A 14043-nucleotide genomic window follows, 5' to 3' on the forward strand; every position below is an offset into this window, starting at 1 on the left:
TTCTTGATTCCGCTCATGATCGGGGCCGACGACATGGCCGTGCCGGTGCTCAACATGTTGAGCTACTGGTTCATGTGGCCCTCGTTCATCCTCATGATCGCCAGCTTCTTCGTCGAGGGTGGGGCGTCGGCCGCAGGTTGGACTTCGTATCCACCTTTGTCAGGCGTCGTCTCCGCGGCACCTGGTAGCCACCTTGGGCAAACTCTCTGGCTGCAAGCCGTGTTGTTCGTCGGGGTGTCGTCGATGATGGGTTCGGTCAACTACATGACCACGATCATCCAAATGCGCGCTCCGGGCATGACGATGTTCCGCATGCCGATGACCATCTGGGGCATGTTCATCACCGCCGTGTTGCAAGCCTTCGCACTGCCGGTGCTTACCGCCGCGCTGTTCATGCAAGTGCTCGATCGCACGATCGGCACCGGCTTCTTCATCCCCGAAGGTTTGATCGTCAACGGCATCCCGGCCGGCGCGGGCGGCGGACAGCCGCTCCTCTGGCAGCACTTGTTCTGGTTCTACTCGCACCCGGCCGTGTACATCATGATCTTGCCCGCGATGGGCATGGTTTCCGACATCATCACCACGTTCGCGCGCAAGCCCCTCTTCGGCTACAAGCCGATGGTGTATTCGATCTCCGGCATCGCCGGCCTGGGCTTCATCGTCTGGGGGCATCATATGTTCATGTCCGGCATGAACCCGGCCCTCGGAACGACGTTCATGGTCTCGACCATGATGATCGCCCTGCCGAGCGCCGTGAAAGTGTTCAACTGGCTCGGCACCGTTTGGGGCGGCAAGATCGAATTCACGACGCCGATGCTCTTCGCCCTTTCGTTCGTCGCGATGTTCATCATCGGCGGGCTCTCGGGCATTTTCATGGCCGCCACGCCGGTCGACATCTTCATCCACGATACCTACTTCATCGTGGCCCACTTCCACTACGTGCTCTTCGCCGGAACCGCGATGGGGGTGTTCGGCGGCATCTACTATTGGTTTCCCAAGATGTTCGGCCGGATGATGAACGACAACGTCGGGAAGCTGCACTTCTTCCTCACGTTCATCTTCCTCAACGGCACGTTCTATCCGATGCACATTCTCGGCGCCGGCGGCTTCCCGCGCCGCTTGGCCGACCCGTACCACTACGAGACGTTCCGCCACCTACAGCCGATGAATCAGTTCATGACGATCTGCGCGATCTGCATGGGCCTGTCGCAACTTTTACTGTTCGGCAACATGGCCTACAGCTTGTTCTTCGGCCCGAAAGCTGGACGCAATCCTTGGCACGCGAACAGCTTGGAATGGATCGCCCCCAGCCCGCCTGGACACGGCAACTTCGATACGCAACCGGTCGTTTATCGCGGTCCTTACGAATACAACTTCCCGGGCCACGACTCTGATTTCTATCCGCAGAACCAGCCGCCGCTGCCGGGCGAGAAGACTCCGGAGCAGCACTAAGAATCTGCTAATTAGTACGACTTGCTCACGCGACGAACCCCTATCTCGATGACGACTTACCCGCTCAATAACACCGCTGAATCGCGCTTGCCTTATCGGTTAGCGACGGTGCTCGTGTGCGCGGTGTTTCCGTTGATTTGGGTCGGCGGGTTGGTCACGTCGTCGGATGCCGGAATGGCAGTGCCCGACTGGCCGAACACGTACGGCTATAATCTGTTTTTGTATCCGTGGCAGACCTGGTTCTTCGGTCCTTGGGACATCTTCGTCGAGCATGGGCATCGGCTCCTCGCCGCCGGAATCGGCATGCTGACGATCGCACTCGCGATCGTCGTTCGCCGCTACGACGCTCGCCCTTGGGTGGTTCGCCTCGCTTACTTCGCCGTGCCGCTCGTGATTCTGCAAGGAGTGCTCGGCGGGCTGCGCGTCGTGCTCGATAAGCAAACCTTGGCGATGCTGCATGCGTGCGTCGGCCCGCTGTTCTTCGCCTACTGCGTTGCACTACGGCATTACCTTACCCCGCGAGCCATCGACTTTGCGTCTGCGGAACCGACGACGAATCGTGATCCCGATCCACTTGCAATCAGAAGCCTGAGTCGGCTCTCCCGCTTAGCGATCGTCACGACGCTTCTGGCTTACGTGCAGCTTGTGCTTGGAGCACTCGTCCGGCATTCGCCCCACATGGCGACTTTCGTCACACCGTCGTTTTTCCGAGCCGCCGTGCTGTTTCATCTGTTCATGGCCGCGGTGCTGACCGTGCATATCGTGCAACTGGCGATTCGTTCCTACTCAGCGGCGGCCAAGTTCGGCGCGGTCGGTCTGCGTGGTCCGGCGTCGTGGTTGACAGGCAGCATCGTCGTGCAGTTATTGCTCGGCGCGGCGACGTGGGTCGTCAACTACGGCTTTCCCGAATGGGCCGCCCAGTCATCGATCGTGCCCGAATTCGTCGTCCGCACGCAAAGCTTCGCGCAACTTGTCATCACCACGGCGCATGTCGCCGTGGGATCGCTGATCTTGGCTATTTCTACGGCCCTGTCGCTCAGGGCTCACGACGCGGTCGCGCGACGTTTATCGGCCTCGCCGGCGGCGGTCGCTCGGGCAGCATCGAACATCCGCACTTCCCTCGCACTCCTCTCCGGCGGCCTATTAATGCGCGAGGGGGCGCTATGAGTTCGGGCGTATTGATCGGCGAGCGGACATCCGGCGGCGCAGCTTCGTGCGACGTCGCTTCGGGCAGTCCCGCGGCTTGCATCGCGACCGCGGATCGCGCCGTCGTCAGCACCACCTTCGCCAGCCGGTGTGCCGACTACATCGAACTCACGAAGCCGCGCATCGCAGTGCTCGAGCTCGTTACCGTCGCCCTCTCGGCTTACGTTTCTCGTTGGGTATTTCCCGACACCGCAACGCTCGCCTATCTCCTCATCGGCACCGCGCTGACTGCGGCCGGAGCGGGTGCATGGAATCAATGGCTTGAGATCGCGACCGACGCTCGCATGCACCGCACTGCCGATCGTCCGCTCGTCGCCGGCCGGCTATCGCCGCGGCAAGTCGCCTGGTTCGGCACCTGGACGAGCATCGGCGGAGTCGGCTTATTGGCCGTCGCGGTAAACGCGCAGACGGCGCTCTTCGGCTTCCTCACTTGGTTTCTCTACGTCGTCGTTTACACGCCGATGAAGCGGTCGACTCCGCTCAACACCGTCGTGGGCGCCGTTGCCGGAGCGATGCCGGTGTTGATGGGTTGCGCGGCCAACGAAGGGCGATTCACGCTCTCGGTCGCGGCCCTCGCGATGATCGTCTTCCTCTGGCAGTTCCCGCACTTCATGGCGATCAGTTGGATCTACAAAGATCAATACGCTCGCGCAGGGCTACAGATGCTCTCCGTCGTCGACCCCTCAGGCCGGCGTTGCGGGGCGCAGGCCGTCGTGACGGCGCTGATCTTGATTCCCGTAAGTTTGTTGCCTGCGGTGATCGACTCGGCCGGATCGCTCTATTTCGCTTGGGCCTTGGCCTTAGGCCTCGCACAGTTAGGTTGCGCCGTTTGGTTCATGTTATGTCTCGACGAACGCTCGGCGCGCGTGCTGTTGCGAGCGTCGTTGATTTATCTCCCTTCGTTGTTGCTGATGCTAATTTTAGGACCGTTTTCGTAATCGAGATTTAGAGATACGCAGATCGAGATACGCAGAGAACCCGGGGTATGCACCCCGGGCTATTGAAGGAAGCCGGAGACGCGACATCGACTCATCGTTTCCTCGCTGACCCCTGACCACCGACCCCTGACCCCTTCCTCCCCATGTCTCACGAAGCCGCCGCACATGCCGCTCATTTGAAGCTTGTCTACCAGCCGGCTCTGCCGCTGCGCAACGGCAAGCTCTTTCTGTGGCTGTTCTTGTCGACCGAAATCATGTTCTTCGCCGCGTTGATCGGCATGTATATCGTGCTGCGCTTCGGTGCGAAGGTGTGGCCTGTGCCGCATGCCGTGCATCTCAGCGAGCCGATCGGGGCGTTCAACACGTTCGTGCTGATCTGCTCGTCGGTTTCGATCGTGCTTGCGCTCGAAGCGGCGAAGTCGAATCGCTCGGATGCCGCCAAGCTCTGGCTTGCGCTCACGCTCGGCCTGGGCTCGATCTTCCTCGGCATTAAGGGCTACGAATACTCCGCGAAGTTCGCGCACAACATCTATCCCGCGATGCCGCGCAGCCCGATCTACGAAAAGGCCGATCTCTATTTCGGCGGTGCGGTGAAGGCTCGCTCCGAAGCGATCCTCGACGGCATCACGCAAGAACGCAACGCGCTTGTAAAAGCGAACGAAGCGAAACTCGCGGCGACGGCCGAAGATGCGAAAGCCGGGCTCCAAACGCAACTCAACGAAGAAGCGAAAAAGCTCGAAGAGGGTTGGCAGGCAAAGGAAAAGATCGTCCAGCCTCTCTTATCGGAGAGCAAGTCGGACGAGCCGGCAGTGCTCTACGCACTCGCCGCGAAGATCATGCCGATGGCTGGAGCACACGATAAATCGCACCTGCACGGACTCAACGACGAGCACTCGTGGCTCAAGATGCCGATCGTCATCCCCGGCGGCAACATGTGGGCCAGCACCTACTTTACCCTCACCGGCTTTCATGCGATCCACGTCATCGTCGGCCTGATTTGCTTCATCGTAATGATGCCGATGAAGTTCACGGCGGAGAATGCCGGGCTGATCGAAAACGTCGGCCTGTATTGGCACTTCGTCGACTTGGTTTGGATCTTCCTGTTTCCCGTGCTGTATTTGTTCTAACTCGATTTCGTTTTCAAGCCCGTTCGGCGCACGCCGCAGAGTTCGTCGCGCCTCACGCTAACCTTTCGGTCATACCATGTCGGATCACGGTCACTCCGCTCACGATCACACGAGCCCATCGGTCGCTCACGGCGCAGGCCACGACGCGCACGACGATCACGGCGGAATCGCAAAATACATCCAGGTCTTCGTGATCCTCTGCGTCCTTACCGGCGCTTCGTTCTTCACCTACTCCGACTACTGGCCGTTCCACGCCTATCCGAGCGTCGGCTGGGCCTTCATGATGGCGGTGTCGTGCACGAAGGCGCTGTTGGTCATGCTGTTCTTCATGCACTTGAAATGGGAAGCCGACTGGAAATACGTCCTCACGATTCCGGCTTCGGTGATGTCCGTGTTCCTCGTCTTGGCTTTGGTTCCCGACATCGGACGTCGCGTCAACGGCTTTTATCCGTATTCGAATGAGCGGCTGGAATACGTGGCGACGCCGCACGACGTAGATGAGCTCGTGCAAGCCAGCATCAAGGCGCAAAAGGCTTTGCATCCGGAGTCCGGCCATTCGGCGGCTCCCGCACACGCCGGCGGTCACTAGACGTGACGCCATGAGCGCGGTTTTATCATGAACGAAACGGCGGCAGTGGAAATCGCCGAGGTGTCGCACCGTTACGGCCTGCGGCAAGCGCTCGACGCGGTGAGCTTCGACGTTCGGAGCGGTGAGATCTTCGCTTTGCTCGGGCCCAACGGCGGCGGTAAGACGACCCTTTTCCGCTTGCTTTCGACGTTGATTCCGCTGCAAGCCGGCGCGATTCGCGTGCTTGGCGACGACGTTGCTAGCACCACCGATGCCGTGCGGCGCACAATCGGCATCGTGTTTCAAGCACCGAGCCTCGATAAGAAACTGACCGTCTTCGAGAACCTGCGCCATCAAGGTCATCTCTACGCGCTCCGCGGGACCATGCTGGATGCTCGCATCGATGCGATGCTCGCACGCTTGCGTTTAGAAGATCGACGCCACGACTTAGTCGAGACTCTGTCGGGCGGTCTGAGACGTCGCGTGGAACTTGCCAAAGGAATGCTCCATGAGCCGCGCGTCTTGATTCTCGACGAGCCGAGCACGGGCCTCGATCCCGGAGCGCGAGCCGATCTTTGGGAATATCTTCGCCTCGTACGCAACGAACAGGGAACGACCGTCGTCCTCACGACGCACCTCCTTGAGGAAGCGGATAAGGCCGATCGGTTGGCGATTCTGGACCGCGGCAAACTCGTGGCTCTCGACACTCCGGACAAGTTGCGCGCGACCGTCGGCGGCGACTCGCTGACGATCGAGACGGACGAGCCCGAGCGCTTGATCGCGGGCCTTCAAGAGCGGTTCGGTTTCGCGGCGCGGAGGATCGACGACACGGTCCGGATCGAACAAGCCGACGGACACCGCTGGGTCGCGCAGGTGGTCGAAGCGTTTCCCGGCGCAGTGAAATCGGTCACGCTCGGCAAGCCGACGCTGGAAGATGTGTTCATCAACCGAACCGGCCATCGCTTCTTGAGCGAAGACTTGCTCGCTTCTTCGGCCGTGAACGACGCTCGGTCGGGCAAGAAAAAGCAGGTGCGACGATGAGCCTTTCGCACCCCGCCGCGCGCGAGTCGGCCGCTCGATCGCGCAACACGCCGACGTCAGCTTCGTGGAGCGATCATGCGCTGGTCGTCGGCACGCTTTGCCGCCGGGAGTTGACGCGTTTCTTTCGGCAGCGCAACCGAGTGATCGGAGCGGTCGGACAACCGATCTTGTTTTGGATCTTATTCGGGGCAGGGCTCGGACCTTCATTCCGAATGCCGGGAACCGACGGCTCGGCCGTCAGCTACCGCGAATACTTTTTTCCGGGCACGCTCTCGCTCATTCTTCTCTTCACAGCGATCTTCACGACGATCTCGATCATCGAAGATCGGCGCGAAGGATTCCTTCAATCGGTGCTCGTTGCGCCCATTAGTCGCTGGAGCATGGTGCTCGGCAAGTTGCTCGGTGGGACGTTGATCGCACTCGCGCAAGCGATGGTCTTCTTCTTGCTCGGGCTGACGCTCCGGCTGCACTACTCGCCGACGATGGTGCTGGCCGTCGCGGCGTTCGGTTTTCTCTCCGCATTCACGCTGACGGCGCTCGGCTTCTTGATCGCCTGGCGCATGGATTCGACCCAAGGCTTTCATGCCGTGATGAGTGTCTTCCTCATGCCGATGTGGCTCCTGTCCGGGGCATTTTTTCCGGGCGAAGGGGTGTTAGGCTATGTGATGGCAGTGAACCCGATGACGTACATGACCGCGGGCCTTAGGCATCTGATGTATTGGAACGTCCCGGACAGCGCATCGCTGTTGCCGCCGCATTTGCCCTCGCTCTCGACTTGTTGGATCGTGACCACGGCGCTGGCTTGCGTGTTGTTCGCCTTGGCGACGCGCATGGCTCGCTCGCGCACGACCGGAGACTTGCTATGAACCATCTAGCCGTGAAGATTTGGCTTTCGGTCTTGCTGTTGGCGTCGAGCGTTTACGCCGGAATCTTCGTCGTACGGAATTGGCGCACGATCGATGAATCGCGCAACTCGCCGACGAACGACTTACACATCAAGCCGGCTCGCCCGCTAGCCGACTTTCGCTTCGTCGAGCGGAGCGGCAAGAAGATTCAACTCAATGAGCTCGAAGGAAAGATTTTCGTCGTCAACTTCTTTTGGGCCAACTGTCCGATGTCGTGCCTGCGGCTCAACCAAGCCGTGGCGGCGATCCAGCGAGAATTTAAGGACACGGACATTCAGTTCGTCAGCATCACGGTCGAGCCGACCGTGGACACTCCGGAACGGCTTAAGCAATATGCCGACAATCTGAATGCCCCGGCCGACAAATGGTGGTTTCTCAACGCTCCGCTCTCCGAGACGCAAGACCTCGGGACGGCGCTGAAGGTGAACGTCGCTCCGACGACCCATACCGATGCGCTCGTCGTCGTCGATCGAGCGGGCATCGTGCGCGGAGCCTACGACTTTCAGAATCCGGTGAAGCTTAGTAATTGCAAGCAAAAGCTGCGCGACCTACTCGTAGAACAGCCTGTCGGTTGGAAGCCGGGAGGCGCGACGAACGGAGAGGCCTCGGCGACGGCGACTCCTTCGGCGACCGCCGGCCCGAAAGGAACGTAAGCGTCGATGCTGTTTGCGGAGTTTACTTATCGTGATCTACCGACCGTTAATGCGGCGCTCAATGCGCTAGCCGGCATATTGCTCTTGGTCGGCTACGTGCTGATCAAGCGGAGATGCGAGACGGCCCATAAGTGGGTGATGGTTTCGGCGTTCGGCGTGAGCGTCGTGTTCTTAGGGTGCTACCTTTCGTATCACCAATTGCTCTATGCACGCGAGGGAATTCGCGGTCGAGCGTTTGCAGGCCCGGAACACTTACGGCTTCCCTATCTCGTCATGCTGGTCTCGCACGTCGTGCTCGCCGCTGCGGTGCCGGTGCTCGCCCTAATCACGATTTATCGCGGATTTCGCGACGAGCGGGTAAAGCATCGGCGTATCGCCCGCTGGACGTTTCCGATTTGGATTTACGTCTCCGTGACCGGCGTGTTGGTTTACGCGGTGCTTTATCACATCTATCCGGTTGCGAGCGGTTGACCTATAATTCTAGAGCCCGCGGTGCCCTCACCGCGGCTGAATGAACGGTCGCGATTTTAGTTCGTTTCGTGAAGCGAATCTTATGATGAACCGCAATCGACTGCTGATCGTCGCGCTGGTGCTGGTCTCGACGATGGCTTGGTATGCCGCGGCGGAAGCGTGTCCGGGCTGCGCCGACGGCCAAGCGGGGCAGGGGCCCGAGCGGGGCAACATCGTGCGCGGCTATATGCTGAGCATCATCTTCATGCTCTCGATGCCGTTCATCATCTTCGGGTCGTTCGGCGGCTATGTGTATCTGCATGTGCGCCGCACGCGATTGGCGGCCGAGGCCGAAGCGGCCGCGAAACCGCAAGCGAGCGACGGTGCTGTTGCCGTCGGACAAGTCTCCGTTGGACAGGCTTAGTAAGCAAAGTCGGCTTACTTGAGAGTCGCTTACTTCGGCTCCGGCGGCGGATCCATGTAGTGGTCCATCGCCAGCCACAGACTGCGTGCGTAGCGGAAATACCACAGCGGAAACGCGACGCAGAAGGCCGCGGTCGACCAGAACAGCGTGTTGCTCTGGCCGTAGCCGAGAATCATCGCTCCGACATACGTCGCCGTGACGATGATCGCCGTCAGCCCGTAGTTGAAGTAGATCGAGCCGAGATAGAAGCCGGGCTCGCGGCGAAAATCGGTGTCGCACTTCGCGCAGCGGTCGTTCATCTTAAACCAACCGGCGAAGAGCTTCCCCTCGCCGCAACGAGGACATCGCAGCCGCAAAGCTCGCAAGATGCGTCCGACGAGACCGAGGCGTTCCTGAGTTGTCGGTGGCATAGTGGTCGTTCGCTGAGTTGTGTAAGTCGCCGATGCCTCATCGTGAGCGGGTTCACCTATGACTTAAAGACGGTCGTCCGTCAACGACGGTTCACGGATTTCCTTTCGGTTTTCATCGGCTACAATCGCTGTTAGATCCCTCGTTCGCACCTTCGACGTTGATCGCCATGCGCACCCTCGGCCGATTCCTGCAAGTCGCCGCATTAGCCTTGCTGCCGTTATCTTTCCCGTTGCAACTCTTCGGCTGGATGGGCTCCAGTCTGAGCCCGATGTTGCTCTTAATGGTGGGAGCGCTCTGCTTGTTCTACATCGGGAGACTGATCGAAGGTTATACGCGCGGTGCCTGACAGCCGGCGATGCCCTCAACCAATGAGCGAACCCGGCGCGTTTACCACATGCCGGGTTGAGCATGTCAGACGGAATCAACCGTTAGTCAGGTTGTTTTCTTCCATTAAAGTCCGACTTTGCATATACTTACGCCGGCGGCAAGGCGGCACGACTCGCGAGACTCAGCCTTCAAGAGGCAGCGATCGGCATGTGCGTCGGTTCGCTCTTTTCGACGGCAGGTGTCCGCGTATGGTCGACTTCGGCCGCATCTTGCTCCGGCTCGCCGCAATTATTGCGGTCTGGGGTGCGGTTACCGAACTTTCGACCCGCTGGGCCACGGCCCAACAACCCCGCTTCGAGCTCTCGGCCGACGTCGCGCTCGACGAAGCCGATGCCGTCGTCCGCGGCCATCTCGAACGAGTCAAGCGGCTCATCGCCGATCGGCAATGGGACGAAACGATCGAAACCTTGCGACAAGTTTCCGATCAACGGGGCGACAAAGTCATCGCCGTTACGCCGGGCTTCTACGTTCGGATTCGCGACTTCTGTCATCGCCGCTTCGCTTCGATGCCGGCCGAAGCGCTGGCGATTTATCGAGGCCAAGTAGACGGCCAGGCGAAGCAGTGGTTCGAAGACGGAGCCGAACGCCGCGACGAAGCGGCCTTGCGGCGGATCGTCGATCAATTTTATTGCAGCAGCTACGGCGACGAGGCCCTCTGGCTGCTCGGCGAAATGGCGTTGGAGCGCGGCGACTACGGAGCGGCCCGCGGCTATTGGGAGCAGCTTATCGAAACGCCGCCGGCCGTCATCGTCGACGGTTCGTTTCAAGAGCTGCGTAAAGATCGGTCGCTCTCGAAAGAAGATCTCGCGCTCATCGATCGCTACTATCGGCGGCGCGAAAGCTTAAAGCAGTACGAGCTGCATGCCCGCCGCGTGGTCGATCCGGATCTGATTCGCTTGGCCGGGCTGTTGCGCGTACGCGGAATCGTCGGCCCCCGGCTGGCATTCCCGTCGGCGAAGCAGTCGCCGGCCGAGGTCTTCGCGCGACTCATTCTTACTTCGATTCTCGAAGGCTCCAGCGATTGGGCCGACGCGGGCCTGCGCGACTTCGCAACGGTCTACCCCGACGCGCGGGGGCGCATCGGCGGGCGCGAGGTGAATTTCGCGGAGGCTCTGACTGCGCTCGCGGCGGAGAGTCGCGAATGGCCGCGCGACGATCGCTCGACCGATTGGCGCACCTTCGGCGGCAACCCGGCCCGTAACCGCATGGCATCTACGGCGCTCGACATCGGTCGGGTGAAGTGGCGCGCGCCGCTGACGCCGATCGTCATCGCCGACACCGACGAACCAACGCGACGCGTAGCGGAAGATCGGCGCTCGGCGTTGAGTTACCATCCGATCGTCGTCGGCGGGAAAGTATTCATCGGCACGCCGTGGCAAATTCTCGGCTACGATCTTCCCACCGGCCAGCCGGCTTGGGGGACCGACTACGCGGTTTATCGCAGTGAAAACACGACGATGGACGGCGGCTTCACTTCCCGCTCGACGATCGGTACGCCCCGTTTCACGCTCACCGCACATCGCAATCGCCTCTTCGCGCGGATGGGCAACACCGTCACGTCGTCTTCGACGGAGAACCCAGGCCGATCCGGCGGAGGCTATCTAATTTGCCTCGACTTGAACGGAGAGGGAAAGCAACTCTGGGGCACCCCGCAGTATGCGGAAGAGCGCTGGTCTTTCGAAGGGACGCCTCTGGCCGACGACGAGCATGTGTACGTCGCGATGCGCAAGGGGGGCGTCCGGCCGCAAGCTCATGTCGCGTGTCTCGATGCCGCGACCGGCGCGATGTTGTGGCGCAGATTGATCTGCTCGGCCGAAACCCCTGCGCAGGGGCAACGAGATGAAATCACGCACAATCTTCTGACGCTCGTCGGCGATCATGTTTACTACAACACGAATCTCGGCGCGGTGGCGGCGCTGTCGAAACACAACGGCGAAGTCCGCTGGGTCACGCTTTATCCTCGCGCCGTCGACAACGATCCGAATCGCAGTACCACGCATTTCCATCGCGATCTTACCCCGTGCGTCTACGATCGAGGGACGCTGTTCGTCGCTCCTTCGGATAGTCGGCATATCTTAGCGATCGACGCGACCTCCGGCTTGTTGCTTTGGGAGACGACTCTCGCCGGCGACGTGGTACACATGCTCGGCACCGGCGGCGACTATCTCTTCGCCACCGGCGACCACATGTGGCGCATCAATATCTTGTCGGGAAAAGTGGCGCATGAATGGCCCGAGGTTTCTCCCAAGGGCTACGGCCGGGGAGCACTCATACACGACCAAGCGATCTGGCCGACGCGCACGAAGCTCGAAGTCTTTTCGTTGAAAGCGATGGAACCTCTGCGCGAGATCGAACTCTCGACGCGCGATGCAACCGGCGGCAATCTCGTGCCCGCCGGCGACTACCTACTCATCGCCGGCGCAACCGAACTGGTTGCCTTCGATCGACACGGCGGCGTCCGAACGAAGTCGGACGATGCCGGAAGTTTCGTTCCCGAGCCGGTCTTAGGCGATCCCGATACCCGACCTCCCGCGACTTTCAAGCGAGTCATCGAATGACGCTCCCCGAAGACGACGTGCAGGCGATTCACAAACTGAACCAGGCGTATCGCCGGATTTCGGATCAGCTGCAGAAAGTGATCGTCGGCCAGCACCAAGTAATCGAAGAGTTGCTGATCGCGATGTTCGCGCGCGGCCATTGCTTGCTGGTCGGAGTTCCCGGCTTGGCGAAAACGCTTCTCATTCGCACTCTCGCCGACACGCTCACGCTGAAGTTCAGCCGCGTGCAATTCACTCCCGACTTGATGCCCGCCGACATTACCGGCACCGAAGTGATTCAAGAAGACAAACTTTCCGGCACGCGCGAGTTTAAGTTTCTTCCCGGACCGATCTTCGGCAACGTGATTCTCGCCGACGAAATCAACCGGACGCCGCCGAAGACCCAAGCTGCGCTTCTCGAAGCGATGCAAGAACATCAAGTGACGGTCGGCGGCCGACGCTACAAGCTCGATCCGCCGTTCTTCGTCCTCGCGACGCAGAACCCGATCGAGCAAGAAGGGACGTATCCGCTTCCGGAAGCGCAGCTCGATCGGTTCATGTTCAACACCTACGTCGACTATCCGGAAGAAGACGAAGAGCTCGAAATCATCAAGCGCACGACGACCGATACGCGTGTGGAGCTCACGCCGACGCTCGACGGAGAAGAAATCTTGGCGCTGCAGCAGATCGTGCGCCGCGTTCCTGCTCCCGAGCATGTGATGCGCTACGCGATGCAGTTCACGCGGCTCACGCGCAAAGAAAAAGGAGAAGTCCCGCAATTCGTGCGCGACTACGTGAGTTGGGGCGCCGGCCCGCGTGCGAGCCAGTATCTCGTGCTCGGCGCCAAAGCCCGCGCCGCTTTGCATGGCCGCTATGCCGCGACTTGCGACGACGTTCGCGCCGTTGCCCTTCCCGTGTTGCGGCATCGCATCATGACCAACTTCAACGCCGAAGCGGAAGGACTCCGCCCGGACGACATCGTGCAGCGACTTATCGACGTCATTCCTTCGACCGACGACGGCGCGTTTACTCGTGGAAAACTACCGCAAATATTTGGATCCTCGGACGCTCGCTAAGCTGCAAGGCTTGGAGTTGCGGGCCCGTTCGATCGTGGAAGGCTACGTGACGGGCGTGCATCGCAGCCCGTACCACGGCTTCTCCGTCGAATTCGCGGAACATCGCGAATACGTTCCGGGCGACGACCTGCGCTATGTCGATTGGAAGGCGTTCGGCAAGACCGACCGCATTTATCTCAAGCAGTACGAAGAAGAAACGAATCTCGTTTGCTATCTCTTGCTCGATGTCAGCGAGAGCATGACTTATAAGAGCGACGACGCGCCGATGTCGAAGCTCGACTATGCCCGGTGCGTTGCGGCGTCGTTGACGTATCTCGTCTTGCAGCAACAAGACGGCGTCGGGCTCACGACGTTCGATCGCGAAGTGCGTGCGCTGATCCGGCCGAGCAGCCATCCGACGCATCTCAAGCAAATGCTGCACGCGATGGAGATCGCGCCGTCGACTCATAAGACGACGCTGGGCCCGATCTTTCACGAGCTTGCCGAGCGTTACAAGAAGCGCGGCGTCGTCGTCGTGTTGAGCGACCTGTTCGACGACGTCAATTCGTTGCTCGCGGGACTCAAGCACTTTCGCCATCGTCGGCACGAAGTGATTTTGATGCACGTTCTCGATCCGGCCGAGCTCGACTTCCCGTTTCGCAATATGACGATGTTCAAAGGGCTCGAAGGCTTGCCGGAACTCCTCGTCGACCCGCTGAGCTTGCGCAAAGCATACCTCGCCGAATTCGATGCTTTTACGAAAGCCGTTCGCAACGGCTGCCACGCGCGCAACATCGACTATCTTCAACTTCGAACCGACCAACCGCTCGATCTCGCGCTCAGTAAGTACCTCGCCAACCGCATGAATCGAATCAAGTAATCGCCTTCG

15 protein-coding genes are annotated in these 14043 nt (G+C 60.3%); 14 read left to right on the forward strand and 1 reads right to left on the reverse strand.

The annotated features are described in order from the left end of the window. The 10 genes from K8U03_03620 to K8U03_03665 form a co-directional block, all read left to right on the forward strand. Positions 1 to 1452, forward strand: a 1452-nt coding sequence (locus K8U03_03620) for a cbb3-type cytochrome c oxidase subunit I (protein MCE9603972.1), incomplete at its 5' end; no start/stop codon positions are given. A gap of 48 nt (positions 1453 to 1500) precedes the next feature. After that, positions 1501 to 2619: a COX15/CtaA family protein gene (locus K8U03_03625; protein ID MCE9603973.1), complete on the forward strand. Its 1119-nt coding sequence runs from the start codon at positions 1501 to 1503 to the stop codon at positions 2617 to 2619. Next, entirely contained in the window at positions 2616 to 3596 is a 981-nt protein-coding gene (gene cyoE / locus K8U03_03630; protein ID MCE9603974.1) for a heme o synthase, read from the forward strand. Before K8U03_03625 ends, cyoE begins: the two co-directional genes overlap by 4 nt. Positions 3597 to 4135: 539 nt before the next feature. Further along, positions 4136 to 4723, forward strand: coding sequence for a cytochrome c oxidase subunit 3 (locus tag K8U03_03635; GenBank protein MCE9603975.1), 588 nt, complete (start codon positions 4136 to 4138; stop codon positions 4721 to 4723). Positions 4724 to 4799: 76 nt separating this feature from the next. Then, on the forward strand, positions 4800 to 5312 hold the full coding sequence (locus tag K8U03_03640; GenBank protein ID MCE9603976.1) for a cytochrome C oxidase subunit IV family protein: 513 nt from the start codon (positions 4800 to 4802) through the stop codon (positions 5310 to 5312). A 27-nt stretch (positions 5313 to 5339) separates the two neighbouring features. Continuing rightward, positions 5340 to 6332 carry an ABC transporter ATP-binding protein gene (locus K8U03_03645; protein MCE9603977.1) on the forward strand — a complete coding sequence of 331 codons (993 nt, stop codon included), beginning with the start codon at positions 5340 to 5342 and terminating at the stop codon, positions 6330 to 6332. Next, positions 6329 to 7198 (forward strand): ABC transporter permease, encoded by an 870-nt coding sequence (locus K8U03_03650; GenBank protein ID MCE9603978.1) that lies wholly within the window; start codon positions 6329 to 6331, stop codon positions 7196 to 7198. The genes K8U03_03645 and K8U03_03650 overlap by 4 nt, the downstream gene beginning before the upstream one ends. Further along, positions 7195 to 7890 carry an SCO family protein gene (locus tag K8U03_03655; GenBank protein ID MCE9603979.1) on the forward strand — a complete coding sequence of 232 codons (696 nt, stop codon included), beginning with the start codon at positions 7195 to 7197 and terminating at the stop codon, positions 7888 to 7890. The genes K8U03_03650 and K8U03_03655 overlap by 4 nt, the downstream gene beginning before the upstream one ends. Before the next feature lie 6 nt (positions 7891 to 7896). Further along, positions 7897 to 8361: a DUF420 domain-containing protein gene (locus tag K8U03_03660; protein ID MCE9603980.1), complete on the forward strand. Its 465-nt coding sequence runs from the start codon at positions 7897 to 7899 to the stop codon at positions 8359 to 8361. Positions 8362 to 8443: 82 nt separating this feature from the next. After that, on the forward strand, positions 8444 to 8764 hold the full coding sequence (locus tag K8U03_03665) for a hypothetical protein (GenBank protein ID MCE9603981.1): 321 nt from the start codon (positions 8444 to 8446) through the stop codon (positions 8762 to 8764). A 29-nt stretch (positions 8765 to 8793) separates the two neighbouring features. Here the strand turns inward: K8U03_03665 and K8U03_03670 are convergent, their stop codons facing one another. After that, positions 8794 to 9174: a DUF983 domain-containing protein gene (locus K8U03_03670; protein MCE9603982.1), complete on the reverse strand. Its 381-nt coding sequence runs from the start codon at positions 9172 to 9174 to the stop codon at positions 8794 to 8796. Positions 9175 to 9341: 167 nt separating this feature from the next. Here K8U03_03670 and K8U03_03675 point away from each other — a divergent pair, with 167 nt between their 5' ends. The 4 genes from K8U03_03675 (at position 9342) to K8U03_03690 (ending at position 14034) form a co-directional block, all read left to right on the forward strand. Next, positions 9342 to 9521 (forward strand): hypothetical protein, encoded by a 180-nt coding sequence (locus tag K8U03_03675; protein MCE9603983.1) that lies wholly within the window; start codon positions 9342 to 9344, stop codon positions 9519 to 9521. A 229-nt stretch (positions 9522 to 9750) separates the two neighbouring features. Next, positions 9751 to 12120 carry a PQQ-like beta-propeller repeat protein gene (locus K8U03_03680; GenBank protein MCE9603984.1) on the forward strand — a complete coding sequence of 790 codons (2370 nt, stop codon included), beginning with the start codon at positions 9751 to 9753 and terminating at the stop codon, positions 12118 to 12120. Further along, positions 12117 to 13175 (forward strand): MoxR family ATPase, encoded by a 1059-nt coding sequence (locus tag K8U03_03685; GenBank protein MCE9603985.1) that lies wholly within the window; start codon positions 12117 to 12119, stop codon positions 13173 to 13175. The genes K8U03_03680 and K8U03_03685 overlap by 4 nt, the downstream gene beginning before the upstream one ends. After that, entirely contained in the window at positions 13132 to 14034 is a 903-nt protein-coding gene (locus K8U03_03690; protein ID MCE9603986.1) for a DUF58 domain-containing protein, read from the forward strand. Before K8U03_03685 ends, K8U03_03690 begins: the two co-directional genes overlap by 44 nt. Positions 14035 to 14043: the final 9 nt, after the last annotated feature.

The sequence above is a fragment of the Planctomycetia bacterium genome (assembly GCA_021413845.1).
Classification (GTDB): Bacteria; Planctomycetota; Planctomycetia; order Pirellulales; family PNKZ01; genus PNKZ01.